We start from the raw sequence: 17,764 nt of genomic DNA on the forward strand, positions 1-17,764 counted from the left end.
AACATGGACTTAAAGCATGAATTTAAGAATGCATGGGAAATTGAAAAAAAAGAAAATGCTATTGAACAGGTTATGGAATATGCTCGCAATTATATGGATTTTTTAAGTAAATCAAAAACTGAAAGACTTTCAGTAAAAGAAATTATAAAATTGGCTAAAGAAAATGGTTATATTTCAATAGATGAAGCTATGGAAAAGGGAAGTGTAAGTCATGGGGACAAGATTTATGCTATAAATAAAGAAAAAGCAGTAGCACTTTTTGTGATAGGTAAAAATTATATAGAAAAAGGTATGAAGATTATAGGTAGTCATATAGATTCGCCAAGATTAGATTTAAAACCAAACCCATTGTATCAAGAAGCTAATCTAGGTTTTTTTAAGACTCACTACTATGGAGGAATTAAAAAATATCAATGGACAGCTATTCCTCTTGCTTTACATGGAGTAGTTATATTAAATGATGGTACAAAAGTGGATGTATCTATTGGTGAAGAAGACAGTGACCCAGTATTTTGTGTAACTGACCTATTGGTTCATTTAGCTGGAGACCAAATGCAAAAGAAATTGTCAGAAGGAATCAGTGGTGAAGCCTTAAATGTATTGATTGGAAATATGCCTTTGGATGGCGAAGAAAAAGAACCTATAACAGCAAATATATTAAAAATTTTAAATGAAAAATATAGTATAGTTGAAGAAGATTTATTAAGTGCTGAGATTGAAGTAGTTCCAGCTGGGAAGGCAAGAGATTTGGGATTTGATAGGTCAATGGTATTAGGATATGGCCATGATGATAGAGTATGTTCATATGCTGCTGTAAAAGCTATATTAGAGACTAGACAACCAGAATTTACTTCAGTTACATTATGTGTGGACAAAGAAGAAGTTGGCTCCCAAGGAAATACAGGTATGCATTCAAAGTTTTTTGAAAATACTGTAGCTGAGTTAATAGCTTTAGAAGGCGATTACTGTGATATTAAAGTAAGAAGAGCTTTAGCAAATAGTAAAGTATTATCAGCTGATGTTGCAGCTGGATATGACCCAAATTTTGGTGAGGCATATGAAAAAAGAAATTCTGCATATATGGGAAATGGAATAGTTTTAAATAAGTATACTGGTTCGAGAGGTAAGAGTGGATGTAATGATGCCAATGCTGAGTTTATATCAGAAGTAAAAAGAATTTTTAATGAGGGTAATGTAGTATGGCAAACTGCTGAACTTGGGAAAGTGGACCAAGGTGGAGGAGGCACAATAGCCTACATCCTAGCAAATCAAGGCGCAGAGGTTATAGACTGTGGTGTTGGTGTTTTAAATATGCATGCGCCACATGAGATTGTTTCTAAAGTAGATATATATGAAATGTACAAAGGATATAAGGCGTTTTTTAATATAAACTTATAAATTTAATATACAATAATATAAGTAATAAGTAATAAGTAATAAGTAAATAGAGTAGTATTATACTATGCTCATTAATTAAATGAACATAGTATAATACTACTCTATTTATTTTATTAATTTAGTAGTTTATAATTTAAATTTGAGTTCCATGTATTAAAATTATTATATTATGATTTCAAAGTACTCACATAGTCTGTTTAGAAATTTATCTTCTAATGGAGAAAAAGTTTTCTTTTTAGAATAAATAAAGAAAAATTTTCTTGTAAAATCAATATCTTTTATTTTGTAGCATTTTATTTTGCCTGCATTTAGATAATCAATAGCTGAAATATATGATATAAAAGATACACCAAGGCCTAATCTAACCATTTCTTTAATGGCTTCATTTGATTCTACATGAGCTATTACATTTAATTTGTTTACCGGAAAGTTATTTTTGCTGAGTGTGTTTAGTATTAAGTTTCTAGTACCAGAGCCTTCTTTTCTCATAATAAAATTGAAAGAAGCCAATTCTTCTATATCAATGTAATTGTTCTTGTTATCAATTTTAAAATCTGAAGGAGTAATAAGTACAAGTTCATCATCTAATAAGTCTAGATATTCGATTTGAGGATTGTTAATTTTAGAACCAACTAATCCAAAGCTTATCCGTTCATTTAAAATTTCTGATATAGCGTATTGAGAATCATAATGGCTTATGGAAAATTTTACATCTGGATAACTCATAGAAAAATTCTTCATAAAATCAGGGAGAATATAAGTTTCAGGTATAGAACTACATGCTATATCTATAATACCTTCTATTTTACCTGAATATTCTTTTATATCATAAATTGCACGTTTGCAGTTGTTTAATATATATATAGCGTGCTCGTAAAGAATTTCACCAGATTTTGTGAGTGTAATAACTTTGTTGCTTCTGTTTATAAGTACAGTCTCTAACTCTCTTTCTAAATTTTGTATATGTGCACTTACAGTAGGTTGAGTTAAAAAAAGTTCTCTTGCAGCCTTTGAAAAACTTTGATGTTTTGCAACAGCAACAAATACTTCGAGTTGTTTAAAATCCATTATTTAATCCTCCTTAAATTATCTAAAACTATTATAACATATTTGATAAATTAATGGTTGAAGGGGATTTTTGAAATAGAAAACCTTAAAATGTTTATGGAGTTTTTGATTGTTTAGGAATAATTTGGTATAATGTTATAAGGATATTTACCACAAGTATCTTGTAAATTGAATTTTCAAAATTCAACCTTAAAACGTGTTTTGTTACAAAAAAATTACAAATAGCTTATTAATCTTATTAAATTTAAATAAATATTATATAATTATTTTATAAAATAATGAACGTAATTATTGAAAAAAGAGATAATCACACAATGAGATATAGATAAATATTATAGAATTTAAGAAAGGAGGATTGATTTATGAAGTTAAAAAGGTCATTAGTTTGTGTAACTATTTTAGGGATTGTACTTGTTGGATGTCATAAGGAAACTACTAAAGAGAAAAATCAAGTAGCAAGTAAAGCAACACAGCAAAAAACTATGACAAAAGTTCAAAATGATGTTAATGAAATGATAGATAAAGATTATAAATATGTTATAAAGAATATGGGAATACCTTATAACACAATTTATTATATAAAAAATAAGAATTTAAAAGAATCAAATGCAATGCAAGATATAAATACATCAAGTTATATGACATTAGTTTACCCTAAATATACTGGAAACAATGAATTAGATGGAAGTGCTTTATACATTAATATTAATAAAAATAAAGTTGTTAATGTTGAAACAAATTCTTTTTCATCACAAAGTATAATAACTGTAGATGAAAATTATGATATTATGATTGAAAAAAATGATAATGAAAAGTCAGCTGTATCTTTAGAAGAATATAAAAACATTGATTTAGGAGAGTATATTGGAGTTGAAGAATCTAGGATAAATGAAATCGTGGGTAATGCCAATTATGATTTAACAGCATATAACTATGAAGGAAATAGGGTAGTGAAGAGTTATAGATTAAAGAAAGATAATAAAGTATTAGAAAAAGAAATACTTACAATAAGTATAGTAGACAATAAAATAAAGTCTATAAAAACTATTGAGAGCGATAAATTTGTAAAAATAATAAAAGGAGCTTTATTAGAATAATGAATTTTAAAGCATATAAGCCTGTTTCAAGGTAGAAGTAAATTTCTAACTTGAAACAGTTTTTTTTATAAAATGTATAAAATTGAAGTTAATACAATTAATGATAATTTTATAAGATTTATTAAATTTAAACTGCAATTATAGATAACAATTAGTTATAATTAAATATAAGCTAAAATGATTTATTGTAATTTATAATTATACTACATTAAGAATGTTTTTAAATAAAAAATATATTGGGGTGTATTTAAAATGATAGGATTAGCAGATGCCATAAAAATTATTGAAGAAAATGTTATACCAATAAGTAGGATTAAGAGAGTTAATCTTATAGAAGCAGTAAATAAAGTAGTTGCAGAAGATATATATTCAACAATTGATAGTCCTCCATTTGACAGGTCACCATATGATGGTTATGCATATGATGCAAATTCTGAAAATAAAAGTTTAAAGGTCATAGGAATATTATATGCAGGAGAAGTGTTTGATGGTATATTAAATAAAAATGAAGCAGTGAAGATAATGACTGGTGGAAAAATTCCAAATGGAGCAAACTGTGTGGTAAAAAAAGAAGATGTGACAATTAGAGAAGACATGATAACTTTAAATGTAAAACTAAATGAATATGACAATTATATATTTAAAGGTGAGGATATAAAAAAAGGTCAATTAATTATTAGTAAAAATCAACATATAGGGTATGATGGTATAGGAGTATTAGCGAGTCTTGGAATATCTAAATTAGATGTATATGATGATTTAAAAGTAGGCGTTTTAAATACAGGAACAGAATTACAAGATATAAATGAAACTTTAGAGGATGGTAAAATATATGATAGTAATAGATATACATTATATTCAAAGCTTCTAAAGCTTGGAATACAAGCAGATACAATATGTACTTGTTCTGATGATATACAAGAGTTAGAAAAAAAAGTAAAGGATATGCTAGAAAATGTAGATTTTTTAATTACTACAGGTGGTGTATCTGTTGGAGATAAAGATTTAATACCAGATGTATTTAGAAACATAGGAGCAAAAGAATTGTTTTGGAAGATAAATATTAAACCTGGAGGTGCTTGCTATGTAGCTACATTGGGAGAAAAAATATTGTTTGGGCTTTCTGGTAATCCACATGCAGCAATTGTGGTATTTGATAATGTAGTTGTTCCTGTGATTGAGTATTTAACATATAAAGAAAGCAGCCATTATATAAAAGCTATATTTAAAGGAGAATTTAACAAATTCTCAAATAACGATAGGTTTGTAAGTGGAAAATTATATACAGATGAAGGTAAATTATATGTTAAGTTAAATGATAAAAAAGATGCCAAGGCTAGATTATCTGCAACATTAAGAAGTAATTGCATGATTAAGATAAAAAAGAGAGAAATAATAAAAGAAAACCAATTAGTAGATGTTGTTGTTATATAGTTTTATGAAGGGGATATGGTTTTATGTATAATGTATTATCAATTGTTTCCTATTCAGGAGTGGGTAAAACTACATTAATTGAAGGTATAGTAAAAGAATTAAGTAAAGAAGGTTATAATGTTGGAGTTATCAAACACACATGCCATGATTTTGAGATGGATGAGGAAGGTAAAGATACTTATAAACATAGAAAATCAGGTGCGAGAAAAGTTTGTATAATATCAAATAAGAGGTTAGCATATATTGAAGAATTAAAAGATAAAAATCCACTATATAAAATGATTAGGTTTTATGAAGACATGGATTTGATTATTATAGAGGGGTATAAAAATTACAGATTTAAAAGATTAGAGGTAACTAGAAAAGATAAGTATAAGGATATTTTATCAAATAAATCTGATTTGATAGGTATTATAAGTGATATAGAATATGATTTAAATGTTAAGCAGTTTGGTTTGAATGACTACAAAACTATATCAAAGTACATAGAATCTTGTATAAAAAATAATACTTTAAAATTAAATGATAGTGAAATAAAAAACATATTAAAAGAATAATTTTAAGATATTATTTTGATATAAAATGGTATAATTATTTATATATAAATAAAGATATGAGAAATTTATTTAATTATAAAAATCGTATTTTGAATTATAAAACATTATAGAAATCGTAGGAGGATAATATGAAAAAAATATTAGTAGCATGTGGAGCAGGAATTGCAACATCAACAGTAGTTTGTGACAAAGTAGAAAGATTGGTTAAAGAAAATAACATACAAGCAGAAGTTATACAATGTAAAATTGCTGAATGTGCAACAAAACAAGAAGGTGCTGATTTAATAGTATCTACTACTATATTACCAACAACTTATGATATACCTGCAATAAAAGCAACAGCATACATAACAGGTATAAATACTGCTGCATTAGATAAGAAAATATTGGATGCTTTAAAATAAGTTTTTAAGTTTACAGTTATAAAAAATATTTAGTACTAAATATAGAGTTGTATCTTCGTAAAATTTTATTTACATAGATATGGCTCTTTTTAGGTGTATTTTAAATATGTAATTATATAAAACAAATATTCAATTTTATAAAAGATTTAAAATTAGTGTTATGTTATACTAATTTAAGGGTATTTTTTAGACGTATTGATAAAGGAGGATTTAAAACTTATGATAAAACAATTTGTCAAATATTATAAACCATATAAGAAAATCTTTACATTAGACCTTATAGCAGCATTCTTATTTTCTTTATGTGATTTAGTTTATCCTATGATAACTAGAAATATAATGGATGACATTGTTCCAAATAAAAATTTAAGAATGCTAGTAGTTTTTGCAGTTGTACTTATACTTATATTTATAGCAAAAGCAGGACTTAATTATTTTATGCAATATTGGGGACATGTCATTGGTGTAGATATGCAAGCTGATATGAGAAATGAGGTATTTACACACTTACAGAGGCTTCCAAATACTTATTTTGATAATAATAAATCTGGTGTAACTATGTCTAGAATAGTAAATGACTTAATGGATATAACAGAACTTGCACATCATGGTCCTGAAGATTTATTCATTTCTATAGTAATGTTAGTTGGTTCATTCTTTATACTTATAGATATAAATATTCCTCTTACTCTTATAATATTTGCTATATTGCCATTTATAATTTGGTTTGCGATAACAAAAAAAGATAAGATGAATATAGCTTTTATGAAAAGTAGAGTTACTATAGGTGATGTAAATGCAACTTTAGAAAATAGCATAGCTGGAATGAAAGTAACTAAGTCTTTTTGTACTGAAAAGGAAGAATTAAACAAGTTTGTAAGAAGCAATAAATTATTTAGGAGAGCACGACAAGATTCTTATAAAGTAATGGCAGAATACTATTCTGGTATGAACTTATATATGGATATTTTGGAATGGGTAGTTGTCATAGCTGGTGGATACTTTACTTATCTTGGAAAAATTACTTTAGGTGATTTTGCTGCATATATATTATATGTAAAAATGTTTATACAACCTATGAAGAAATTGATAAACTTTACAGAACAATATCAAAATGGTATGACAGGTTTTAAAAGATTCATAGAGATAATGGAACAAGACCATCAAAAAGAAGCTAAAAACCCTGTTGAGCTTGAACATGTAAAAGGTAATATCGAGATAGAAAATATATCTTTTACATATGAAGATGATACTCAAGTATTAGATAATCTGAGTCTGTCTATAGAAGCTGGTAAAACTATAGCTCTAGTTGGACCTTCTGGTGGAGGAAAGACTACATTATGCAATTTATTGCCAAGATTTTATGAATTTGATAAAGGTGATATAAAAATTGATGGAAAGAGTATAAGGGATGTAAGCTTAAAATCATTGAGAAAAAATATAGGTATAGTACAACAGGATGTATTTTTATTTACAGGGACTATAAGAGATAATATTCTTTGTGGAAATCCTAGTGCTACAGATGAAGAGATGATTGATGCTGCAAAAAAAGCTAGAATACACGATTTTGTAAAAACTCTGCCAGATGGATATGACACTTATATAGGAGAAAGAGGAGTAAAATTATCTGGTGGGCAAAAACAAAGAATTTCAATTTCGAGAATCTTTTTAAAGAATCCTCCAATAATAATATTGGATGAAGCTACTTCCGCTTTAGATAATGTAACAGAAAGAGAAATTCAAGAGTCTTTAGAAGAATTAAGCAAAGATAGAACAAATTTAGTTGTTGCACATAGATTGACTACTATAAAAAATGCTGATGAAATCATAGTACTGACAGATAAAGGAATTGAAGAAAGAGGTACTCATGAAGAGTTAGTAAACAAAAATGGCGTATATAGTAGATTACACAATAACTAACATATAAATTAAATTTATAAACATAGAATATATTAAGATTCATAAAGCAAATTCATTTTATATTAATGAGATGTTTTATGAAAAATGTATTCTATGTTTTATTTTTTGCAAATTATGCTCAATTATCTTTATAAGAGTACTGTAAAATAGCCAATGTATAGGATAACGTTTTTACAAAAAGAATAATTTAGAAAACTAACTTTAATTAATAGAATTTATAGAATTTTATGAAAAAAATCGAATTTTGACTTGAAATGTTTTTCAAAAGTAGTAAAATAATGGATAACTATACATACATTGTATACAAATATATTTATTTATGAGGGGGGATTTTGTATGGAAGCAATAACAGCTTTTTGTCTAGTTTTAGTATCACTGACGATAGGAGATGTAGTTTCAGCAAAAACTAAAGCTTTTGTTCCATCAGTTTTTGTATCAGCAATTATATTTATAGTAGGATTTTGGACTTTTTTCCCAGAAAATATCGTGGACCTAGCAGCTCTAGGAACACCATTGGCACAGTTAGGTATGCTTTTATTAATAACTCATATGGGAACTATGATGAGTATTAAAGAGCTAGCAGGTCAATGGAAGACAATAGTAATAGCACTAGCAGGGATAGTAGGAGTATGTGTAGGAGCTTTAGCATTAGGAACTCTAGTGTTTGGATGGGATACGGCAGTAATAGCTACACCTCCTCTTACTGGAGGATTAGTTGCATCTATAATGATGGCAGATGCTGCTACAGCAAAAGGTCTTGCAAGCTTAGCAGTTCTAGCAATTTTAATGTATGTGGCACAAGGGTTTGCAGGTTATCCTATCACAGCATTAATGCTTAAAAAAGAAGGAAAAAGACTTTTATCAGATTTTAGAAGTGGAAAAGTGACTGTAACTAAAGTTGAAGAAGAAACTAAAAAAGTACCTGAGCAAAAGAGTAAGTTTAAGATAATTCCAGATTTACCTGAAAAGTATGATACTACATATATGATAATACTTAGATTAGGACTTGTAGCATGGTTAGCAGTGCAATTTACAAATCTTACACATGAAGTTGTATCAAGATATGTTATCTGTTTAATATTTGGTGTAATAGCATCAGAACTTGGAATAGTTGACAGAAAACCACTTAATAAATCAGGTTCATTTGGGTGGTTAATGACATCATTGATGGCTTTCATATTTGCAGGATTAGCAAAAGCTACACCAGCAATGCTTGCTGAAATGGCTGTTCCTCTTGTAGGAATTATAATTTTTGGTGTAATAGGTATGGGGATATTCTCTATTATAGTAGGTAAGCTTTTAGGTGAAAGTAAGGAAATGGCATTTTCAGTTTCACTTACAGCACTTTATGGTTTCCCACCAAATTATATATTAACTGAAGAAGCAGTAAAGGCCTTGGCTGAAACTCCAGAAGAAAAAGAATTTTTGATGGATAAAATGCTTCCAAAGATGCTTGTTGGTGGATTTACTACAGTAACAATAGCTTCTGTAGTAATAGCAGGTATTTTTGTAAATCTTATATAAATTTTAACTAATAAATAAGGCATTTAAATAATAAGAAGAATATGTTACACTTGGAGGTCTGGAATGAATATTAAAGAAATAACAAATGGATATAAAGATTATGTAATCAAACTTAGAAGAGAATTTCATGAAAATCCTGAAAAAAGTATGGAAGAATTTAGAACATCAAAGAGAATTAAAGAAGAACTTGATAAGATAGGAGTACCATATGTATCAGCTGGAGGCACAGGTGTAATTGCAACTATAAAAGGAGCTAATCCAGGAAAAACTGTAGCACTTAGAGGAGATATGGATGCACTTCAAGTTGTTGAATGTACGGGCGTAGAATACAAATCAAAAAATGAGGGGCTTATGCATGCTTGTGCACATGATGGTCACACATCAATGCTTTTAGGAGCAGCTAAGGTTTTGAATGATATTAAAGATGATATTAAGGGAACTGTGAAATTATTTTTTCAACCAGGAGAAGAAGTAGGTAAAGGTGCAAGAGCTATGATTAAAGATGGTGCTATGGAAGGTGTAGATGGTGTATTTGGAATTCATCTTTGGAGTGATGTGGAGTGTGGGACTGTATCAGTTGAAGAAGGTCCAAGAATGGCTTCTGCTGATTTCTTCAAAATTACTGTAAAAGGTAAGGGTGGCCATGGTTCACTTCCTCATCAAGGTGTTGATGCAGTACTTGCAAGTTCTGCATTAGTTATGAACCTACAATCCATGGTTAGTAGAGAAGTAAGTCCTTTAGAGCCACTAGTTGTAAGTGTTGGAGTTTTAAATTCTGGAACAAGATTTAATGTAATAGCAAGTGAAGCTGTTCTAGAAGGCACAATAAGATTATTTAATCCAGAACTTAGAAAACAAATTCCTACAATTTTAGAACGTATATCAAAATCTACAGCAGAAGCATATAGAGCAGAAGCGGAGTTAGAGTATGGATATTTAACACCAGCTGTTATAAATGACAAGGAATGTTCAAAGATAGCTACAGATGCAGTAATTAAGCTATTTGGAAAAGAAAGTATAGCACTATTTGAAAAAGTAACAGGAGCAGAGGATTTTGCTGAGTTTATGAATATTGCACCTGGTGCATTGGCATTTGTAGGCGCTAGAAATGAAGCCAAAGGAGCTTGTTATCCTCATCATCATGGGTGTTTTAATATAGATGAAGATGCCTTAGAGATTGGAACTGCTTTATATGTTCAATATGCAGTAGACTTTTTAAATAAATAATTTTAATATACTATAAAGAAAAAGCAGAGACTAAGTTTATACTCTGCTTTTTTATTGTCTATAATTACTATAAATGTTGACTATAAAAAAAAGATATGATACTATAAAAGAAAATGATAATCAATATCAATTAAAAAAGAAGGTGATTTAATTGAGTAATATAATGTTTGCGTTTTTAATAACTTTGTTTGCTGGTTTGTCTACTGGAATAGGAAGTTGTATAGCGTTTTTTGCTAAAAAGACCAATACTAAATTTCTTTCTGTAAGTTTAGGATTTTCTGCTGGTGTTATGATTTATGTATCTATGATAGAAATATTTCCTAAGGCACAAGATGCTTTAACGAAGTCTATGGGAGAAAAATTAGGAAGCTGGTCAACTGTAATAGCTTTTTTTGCAGGAATGGCTATCATTGCAATTATTGATAAGTTAATTCCTCAAGAAGAAAATCCTCATGAGATAAAGAAAATGGAAAATGTGGATGAAAAAAATATACAAAAAAATAAATCTCTCTTAAGAACTGGGATATTTACAGCAATGGCTATAGCAATTCATAATTTTCCAGAAGGATTAGCTACATTTATATCAGCACTTGATGATGCTACAATAGCAATACCAATAGCTATAGCAATTGCTATACACAATATACCAGAAGGAATCTCTGTATCTGTACCAGTGTATTATGCTACAGGAGATAAAAAGAAAGCTTTCTATTATTCTTTTTTATCTGGAATGTCAGAACCTTTAGGGGCAATTATTGGATATGTACTTCTTAGAAATTTTCTAAATGATACTACACTTGGAATTGTGTTTGCCATTGTTGGAGGTATTATGGTATTTATATCCCTTGATGAACTACTACCATCAGCTAGAGAATATGGTGAACATCATTTATCAATTTATGGATTAATTGCAGGAATGATTGTCATGGCTATTAGTTTATTGCTATTTAAATAGATTTTTAGATATCTAATTGTAACCTAAAATTAATATCAAAATGATATAATTATTAAAATAGATTATTATATGTCAAAAATATCATTTTGGAGGTGAATCTTATGGAAAAGAAAATGAAGTTTAAATTTGATTGGTATAGTTCACCTGATAGGATAGAAGAATGGTTAGAAGATATGGAAGAACAAGGATATAACCTATATAAGATAAGTAAACTTGGAGGAATCTTTTATTTTTATAAAGGAACTCCAAGAAAAATAAAATACGCTATTGATTATTATTATGATGCTGAGGAAGATTATTTTAATAAATATAAGTCTAGAGGGTGGAACCTTATATTTAGAAGTATTGGTAGTTTTATAGGTACATCTTCATGGTATGTATGGACTAAAACATATGAAGATGTACCTCCTAAATTATATAGTGGTTTAGATAACAAAGATAAAGTAAAATCAATTTTATTCATGAATTTATTTTTATTTACTATTTTAGTAGTTATTTTTATATATTTATTGTTCACTGAAATAAGAAATTTATTTAATGGTTATGGAGTAGATATTTGTACTATCGCATTACAAATTATGTTATTAACTTTGTATTTGGTACAATTATATAGAAGAATAATGTATTACTTAAGGATTAAAAAATTAAATAAATAAAGGGAGAAGTGTCTCGAAATAATTTTGAAAAATTATTTTGAGACACTTTTTTTATCAATAACTGTTATTCTTTATATATATTCATATCAGTTATAATCTTTTAGATTTTATTTGAATCTTGAGTATTGATAAGAATAATTTAAAAATGTTATTCTAAGGTATCAGATATTTAAAATCATATTTAAATATCTCAATAAAAAAATTCTAATAGTGTGTAATAAGAAAGTGCATTAGGAGGAACTTATGATTAGGATAGCAATTTGTGAAGATGAAAAAGAAACACAATGTTTAATAGAAGAATATCTTGATAATCTATTAAAAACTATGAATATAGAATATGAAGTACAAAAATATAGTTCTGGAGAAGATTTACTTAAAGGAAGCTTAAGAGATATAGATATACTGCTTCTTGATATACTAATGGAGCAAATGAATGGAATGGATACTGCAAGAAAGATTAGAGAAGTGGATAATAAAATGGAGATAATATTTATAACCTCTTTAATAGATTATGTGCAAGAAGGGTATGAAGTAAGAGCTTATAGATATTTGCTAAAACCCATAGAATTAGAGGAATTAAAAAAACATATATTAACTTGTATTAAAGATATTGAAACAAATAAAAGTAATTACGTTGTAATAAAGAACAAGTCTAATACATACAAGATTTATTTAAATGAAATAAAATATATAGAGATTCAAAAAAAAGATATGTTAATACACACAATAAATAAGGGTTTTGGAGTGAAGTATAGTCTAGGAAAAATAGAAAAAGATTTAAAACTAGATAAATTTGTAAGATGTCATAAAAGCTTTATAGTTAATCTAAGTTATGTAGAAAACATAAAGCCAAATATTGCTATTTTAGAAAGTGGCGAAGAAGTACCCATTAGTAGATATAGGTATAAAGAGGTTAAGGAGAAATTTTTAAAATTTCTTGGTGATACAATATGTTAAATTTTATGTCTGAGTTATTATTAATTGTATCTATATGTGTACGATTTATTATTATGAAAAGGATATTAATTTATAAAAAAGATAATAAAGAAGACAAACAAATTGTATTTTATACTTTATTGGGAATAATTTATATTGTAGTTAAAATAACTATATTATTTAATATACAAGAAAATTATATTAATAATATATATTATTTGATTGATGTTATAGTATTTATTGTCTGGGGGATATATTATAATTATTTTTACAACATAGGATATATTAAATACATAATTTTCTTTTTGCTATTTAATATTTATTATGACTGTTTTAAAGATGCTGTAGATAGAATTTTATTTTTTGTAGTTACAGGTAATGTTGTTTCATCTAAAGAGTGGCTTTTAGCATCTTATTCTGATAATATGAAAGTTTACATATACAGGAATCTATTTATTATATTTGTATATATGATACTTAGTTTTTTGTATAATCGATTAAAATTGCTTAGTCAAGATAAAAGAAATTATGTATATTTATTATTTGCTTTAATAGCCAACACAATGAATATAATTGGAGTCTATATATCAAGGAAATTAGAACGGTTTAGATGGTTACATTCAGAACCATATTATTTTGAGAATTTTGTAAATCCAAAGGTAATAGGAGCCAGCAGCATTGTTCTCATGTTATTGTTTAGGCAAATAATAAAAGATAATAAGTTAAAATCTCAGAATGAATTAATAAAAAATAAGTTAGATATGCAATATGCTCATTATTTAAGTATCCAAGAATCTCATATGAGAGTTAAGAAGCTTTATCATGATATAAACAATCATATTTGTTGTATAGATAATCTTAAAAGTGATGGTAAAGAAATTAATAAGTATGTAAATAATTTAAAAGATGAAATTAAAGAGTTTAAATCTATTTATAATACAGGAAACATGATATTAGACATTATAATAAATGAAAAGAGTGCAATATCTACAAAAAAGGGAATTAAATTTATTTGTGACATAAACTTTTCAAAAGTTGATTTTATAAAACCTATAGATGTATCAAGTATATTTGCCAATATTTTAGATAATGCAATAGAAGCATGTGAGAAAATATCAGATGAAAATATTGATAAATATATTAGAATTAAAGGAACTATAACAAAATCATTTTTTGTACTTAAATGTGAGAATAGTAAAGCAAATAATATTATTTCTAATAAAAATATATTGTTAACAGACAAAATGGATAAATTTATACATGGAATAGGAATTCAAAGTATTAAATCGTCTTTAGAAGAGTACAATGGAGAATTATTATTTGAAAATCAGAAAGACAAATTTATACTAAATATATACATACCATTGAATCAAGATGCTGACAGTTGGGTCGATTAAGTTACTAGTTGGGGCATATATATTAGAGCAAGCTAGTGAAAATTCATCGAATAACTCAATTGAAGATAAAAAAGATGACTCTATTAAACTGTTTGAAGATTATTCAAAAAAAGCTAATACTGTAGAAGGATTGGAAGAAGTTAAAAAAGATTTATCTCAAAAGTTTTCAAAGGTTATAACAGATAGTGGTTATAAGATCGCTAATTCAAATTCAGATGGTAGTTTTGTAGTATCTATAAATGGATTTGAAAATCCACCCGAAAAAGATATTAGAAGTTTATTTTACTCTATGTCTGAAGATCAGAAAGAAGGAAAGGCAGTGGTAGACATTCTATGTGCCAAAGAATATCCTGAGAATGATAAGTTAGATAAAAGGGATAAGTATATTAACTTTATATACAACATATTTAAGTCACTAACTAGTTCCAATTTAACTGAGAAAGAATTTGCAGATGCAGTTATAAAAACATTTAATGAAGGTGTAGGCTCTGTAGAGCTTCCTTATATGAATGATATACATGTTGAAGTTAACAAAGTTAAAAAATCTACTAAGGTTTTAAAACTAAGTTTAGAATATGAGTTTGATATTTCAAATCATTAATATAATAAAAAAATTATGGCACTGTAGAAATGTATTATAGAGAAATTTGTGATTTAAATTAGAAAATAAAGTGCATGTCTTATATTTAGGCAAGTATTTTTATTCAAAAATACATTATTTATGGTTGCCATTTCATGTTAAAGGACAGTATAATATAATTAAAGTATGTTATAACATACAAAAATTAATATATATTATCCAAAGGGGGATTTTAAATGAGTCAAACTGATAGAATAGAAGCATTTAGACAAGAATATGTTAATTCTAAACCTATGATATGTTGTGAAAGGGCTAGAATTTTTACAGAATCACATAAAAAGACTGAGGGAGAAGCCATATGTATAAGAAGAGCAAAAGCTTTTTTAGATGCATGTAAAGAACTTCCTATAAAAATATTTGAGAATGAATTAATTGTAGGTACAGCTGGTAAATTCAGAAGAACAGGTATATTAACACCAGAATTTTCTTGGCAATGGGTAGATAAGGAAATGGATACTTTTGATGAAAGAACTCAAGACCCATATGTAATATCAAAAGATCAAATAGAATTTATAAGAAAAGAGATATTTCCATATTGGAAGGGTAAATCTTTGGAAGAAGTTTTTTTAGCAAGAATTCCAGAAGATACAGCTAAGATATTGGTAGATACAGGAATAATAGATAATGATTCTAAGTGGAGACAGGCAGTAGGGGAAGTAACTCCAGATTATCAAGATATATTATTTGTAAAAGGATATAAGGGTATCAAGGAAGAAGCAGATAAGAAGATAAAAGAACTAGACATCTCAATTTCAGAAAATATTGAAAAAATAGATTTCTATAAGTCTGTTTCTATCGTTGCAGATGGTATCATGACATTGGCAAATAGATATTCAAAACTTGCAAAAGAAATGAGTGAATCAGAGAAAGATTCAAAAAGAAAGTTAGAACTTATAAAAATATCAGAAGTATGTGAGAATGTACCAGCAAATCCTCCAACTAGTTTTTATGAAGCGATACAATTTGTATGGTTTGTGCAATTAGGTGGTGTTTTATCTGAAAATCCATTAGCATTGAACTTAGGTAGATTTGACCAATATATGTATCCATATTATGAAAAAGATACTAAAGAAGGGAATATAACTAAATCAGAGGCTCAAGAGTTGATAGAGGCTCTATGGATTAAGCTATCAGAGTGGGTATGGACAATATCAGCAAATACAGCAAATTATTTTGCAGGATACAACCAATTTCAAAACCTTACTGTTGGTGGCAAAAAGAGAAATGGAACTGATGGAACTAATGATATTTCATATATGTGTTTAAAGGCAACAGAAAGTGTAAAAACTCATCAACCAGGTTTAAGTGTTAGAATAAGTCAGGGAGCACCAGATGATTTTGTTATGGCAGTTGCGAAATTGGTAAAACAAGGTACTGGTTTTCCTGCTATACACAGTGATAGTGCAGGAGCACAAATGTTACTTCAAGATGGATATGATGCAGAAGATGCAAGAGATTGGAGCAATTGTGGTTGTGTTGTTCCTCACTTTAGAAAGACAGGTCAATGGACTTCAGCAGTAAATATTAATTTTGCAGCAGCACTGGAATATGCTATGAATGAAGGTAAGAGTAGATTAACTGGAGAAAAAATGGGATTAGATGTAAAAAATATCAACGAATTTGCATCTTTTGAAGAAGTTAAAGAAGAGTTTTTAAAGCAACTAGCATATCTTATAAAAAATTCTGTTATAGGAACTACTGTTGCTCAACAAATTCATAAAGAAATAGTACCGAGACCATTTTTATCTACTTGTGTAGATGGTTGTTTGGATAAAGGTGTTGATTTGAGTAAAGGTGGAGCAAAATACAATATAGGACCTGTTTTAACAGGTATAGGATTAGGTGTAGTTTCAAACTCATTGGCAGCTATAAAAAAATTAGTATTTGAAGATAAGGTTACTACATTAGAAGAGTTAACAAAGGCATTAAATAATGATTGGGAAGGCTATGAAGAATTAAGAAAGCTTGCTTTAGATGTTCCTAAATATGGAAATGACAATGATTATGTAGATTCATTGGCTATTGAAGTTTCTGATTTTTATTATAGTGAAACTAGAAAATATAAGGATATTTTTGGCTCTAAATTTAATAGTGCATTTATGGGTATATCAAACTATGTTCCAACTGGAAAAATAGTAGGTGCAACTCCATGTGGAAGAAAAGCCACAAAACCTTTGACAGAAGGAGTTTCTCCATTTGTCGGAACTGATACAACAAGTCCATTAGCAGCTATGAAATCTGCATCAAAAATAAATCATGATGTTCACACTGGAGGAACACTTCTAAATTTAAGATTTAATCAAGATTTGGTTGAGACAGAAAGAGGACTTAGAAACCTAGCTTCTATGGTCAAATCGTATTTTGCACTAGGTGGATTCCATGTACAATTTAATACAATATCAAATGATGTCTTATTAAAAGCTCAAGAAAATCCAGAAGAATATAAAGATTTATTAGTGAGAGTTGCTGGGTATAGTACTCAATTTGTTAATTTATCAAGAGAGATGCAAGATGCTATAATAGCTAGAAACTCACATAGTAAATTTTAATT

General features: G+C 27.9%; 15 protein-coding genes. 14 read left to right on the top strand and 1 reads right to left on the bottom strand.

The window, feature by feature from the left end:
* The first annotated feature begins 3 nt into the window (after window positions 1-3).
* Entirely contained in the window at window positions 4-1,398 is a 1,395-nt protein-coding gene (locus KGF46_RS00220) for an aminopeptidase (RefSeq protein WP_227827035.1), read from the top strand.
* Window positions 1,399-1,560: 162 nt separating this feature from the next.
* Here the strand turns inward: KGF46_RS00220 and KGF46_RS00225 are convergent, their stop codons facing one another.
* On the bottom strand, window positions 1,561-2,466 hold the full coding sequence (locus KGF46_RS00225) for a selenium metabolism-associated LysR family transcriptional regulator (RefSeq protein WP_227827036.1): 906 nt from the start codon (window positions 2,464-2,466) through the stop codon (window positions 1,561-1,563).
* 362 nt (window positions 2,467-2,828) lie between these two features.
* Here KGF46_RS00225 and KGF46_RS00230 point away from each other — a divergent pair, with 362 nt between their 5' ends.
* The 13 genes from KGF46_RS00230 to KGF46_RS00290 all read left to right on the top strand — a co-directional run bounded on the left by KGF46_RS00230 (window position 2,829) and on the right by KGF46_RS00290 (window position 17,762).
* Window positions 2,829-3,563: a hypothetical protein gene (locus KGF46_RS00230; RefSeq protein ID WP_227827037.1), complete on the top strand. Its 735-nt coding sequence runs from the start codon at window positions 2,829-2,831 to the stop codon at window positions 3,561-3,563.
* A 252-nt stretch (window positions 3,564-3,815) separates the two neighbouring features.
* Window positions 3,816-4,997, top strand: coding sequence for a molybdopterin molybdotransferase MoeA (locus KGF46_RS00235; RefSeq protein WP_227850131.1), 1,182 nt, complete (start codon window positions 3,816-3,818; stop codon window positions 4,995-4,997).
* 23 nt (window positions 4,998-5,020) lie between these two features.
* Window positions 5,021-5,554: a molybdopterin-guanine dinucleotide biosynthesis protein B gene (gene mobB / locus KGF46_RS00240; RefSeq protein ID WP_227827039.1), complete on the top strand. Its 534-nt coding sequence runs from the start codon at window positions 5,021-5,023 to the stop codon at window positions 5,552-5,554.
* A gap of 128 nt (window positions 5,555-5,682) precedes the next feature.
* Entirely contained in the window at window positions 5,683-5,958 is a 276-nt protein-coding gene (locus KGF46_RS00245; protein WP_227434042.1) for a PTS sugar transporter subunit IIB, read from the top strand.
* Window positions 5,959-6,177: 219 nt separating this feature from the next.
* Window positions 6,178-7,878 carry an ABC transporter ATP-binding protein gene (locus KGF46_RS00250; RefSeq protein ID WP_227841996.1) on the top strand — a complete coding sequence of 567 codons (1,701 nt, stop codon included), beginning with the start codon at window positions 6,178-6,180 and terminating at the stop codon, window positions 7,876-7,878.
* Window positions 7,879-8,214: 336 nt separating this feature from the next.
* On the top strand, window positions 8,215-9,402 hold the full coding sequence (locus KGF46_RS00255) for a hypothetical protein (RefSeq protein WP_227827041.1): 1,188 nt from the start codon (window positions 8,215-8,217) through the stop codon (window positions 9,400-9,402).
* Window positions 9,403-9,465: 63 nt separating this feature from the next.
* Entirely contained in the window at window positions 9,466-10,629 is a 1,164-nt protein-coding gene (locus KGF46_RS00260) for a M20 family metallopeptidase (protein ID WP_227827042.1), read from the top strand.
* A gap of 163 nt (window positions 10,630-10,792) precedes the next feature.
* Window positions 10,793-11,584 (top strand): zinc transporter ZupT, encoded by a 792-nt coding sequence (gene zupT, locus KGF46_RS00265; RefSeq protein WP_413840768.1) that lies wholly within the window; start codon window positions 10,793-10,795, stop codon window positions 11,582-11,584.
* 101 nt (window positions 11,585-11,685) lie between these two features.
* On the top strand, window positions 11,686-12,240 hold the full coding sequence (locus KGF46_RS00270; protein WP_227850132.1) for a DUF2812 domain-containing protein: 555 nt from the start codon (window positions 11,686-11,688) through the stop codon (window positions 12,238-12,240).
* 243 nt (window positions 12,241-12,483) lie between these two features.
* Window positions 12,484-13,197 carry a LytR/AlgR family response regulator transcription factor gene (locus KGF46_RS00275; RefSeq protein ID WP_227861746.1) on the top strand — a complete coding sequence of 238 codons (714 nt, stop codon included), beginning with the start codon at window positions 12,484-12,486 and terminating at the stop codon, window positions 13,195-13,197.
* Window positions 13,191-14,573, top strand: a complete 1,383-nt coding sequence (locus KGF46_RS00280; protein WP_227861747.1) for an ATP-binding protein — start codon at window positions 13,191-13,193, stop codon at window positions 14,571-14,573. The genes KGF46_RS00275 and KGF46_RS00280 overlap by 7 nt, the downstream gene beginning before the upstream one ends.
* Window positions 14,551-15,174, top strand: a complete 624-nt coding sequence (locus tag KGF46_RS00285) for a hypothetical protein (RefSeq protein WP_227827047.1) — start codon at window positions 14,551-14,553, stop codon at window positions 15,172-15,174. Before KGF46_RS00280 ends, KGF46_RS00285 begins: the two co-directional genes overlap by 23 nt.
* 215 nt (window positions 15,175-15,389) lie before the next feature.
* On the top strand, window positions 15,390-17,762 hold the full coding sequence (locus tag KGF46_RS00290) for a glycyl radical protein (protein ID WP_227827048.1): 2,373 nt from the start codon (window positions 15,390-15,392) through the stop codon (window positions 17,760-17,762).
* The last annotated feature ends 2 nt before the right edge of the window (window positions 17,763-17,764 follow it).

It is taken from the genome of Clostridioides sp. ZZV14-6153, assembly GCF_020657855.1.
GTDB lineage: Bacteria > Bacillota > Clostridia > Peptostreptococcales > Peptostreptococcaceae > Clostridioides.

Excerpts from the sequence above, each read along its gene's own strand:
- KGF46_RS00255 (WP_227827041.1), top strand. The coding sequence starts at position 8,215 with ATGGAAGCAATAACAGCTTTTTGTCTAGTTTTAGTATCACTGACGATA.
- KGF46_RS00285 (WP_227827047.1), top strand. The coding sequence starts at position 14,551 with ATGCTGACAGTTGGGTCGATTAAGTTACTAGTTGGGGCATATATATTA.
- KGF46_RS00260 (WP_227827042.1), top strand. The coding sequence starts at position 9,466 with ATGAATATTAAAGAAATAACAAATGGATATAAAGATTATGTAATCAAA.
- KGF46_RS00290 (WP_227827048.1), top strand. The coding sequence starts at position 15,390 with ATGAGTCAAACTGATAGAATAGAAGCATTTAGACAAGAATATGTTAAT.
- KGF46_RS00230 (WP_227827037.1), top strand. The coding sequence starts at position 2,829 with ATGAAGTTAAAAAGGTCATTAGTTTGTGTAACTATTTTAGGGATTGTA.
- KGF46_RS00270 (WP_227850132.1), top strand. The coding sequence starts at position 11,686 with ATGGAAAAGAAAATGAAGTTTAAATTTGATTGGTATAGTTCACCTGAT.
- KGF46_RS00235 (WP_227850131.1), top strand. The coding sequence starts at position 3,816 with ATGATAGGATTAGCAGATGCCATAAAAATTATTGAAGAAAATGTTATA.
- KGF46_RS00250 (WP_227841996.1), top strand. The coding sequence starts at position 6,178 with ATGATAAAACAATTTGTCAAATATTATAAACCATATAAGAAAATCTTT.
- KGF46_RS00225 (WP_227827036.1), bottom strand. The coding sequence starts at position 2,466 with ATGGATTTTAAACAACTCGAAGTATTTGTTGCTGTTGCAAAACATCAA.
- mobB (WP_227827039.1), top strand. The coding sequence starts at position 5,021 with ATGTATAATGTATTATCAATTGTTTCCTATTCAGGAGTGGGTAAAACT.
- KGF46_RS00280 (WP_227861747.1), top strand. The coding sequence starts at position 13,191 with ATGTTAAATTTTATGTCTGAGTTATTATTAATTGTATCTATATGTGTA.
- KGF46_RS00220 (WP_227827035.1), top strand. The coding sequence starts at position 4 with ATGGACTTAAAGCATGAATTTAAGAATGCATGGGAAATTGAAAAAAAA.
- KGF46_RS00245 (WP_227434042.1), top strand. The coding sequence starts at position 5,683 with ATGAAAAAAATATTAGTAGCATGTGGAGCAGGAATTGCAACATCAACA.
- zupT (WP_413840768.1), top strand. The coding sequence starts at position 10,793 with ATGTTTGCGTTTTTAATAACTTTGTTTGCTGGTTTGTCTACTGGAATA.
- KGF46_RS00275 (WP_227861746.1), top strand. The coding sequence starts at position 12,484 with ATGATTAGGATAGCAATTTGTGAAGATGAAAAAGAAACACAATGTTTA.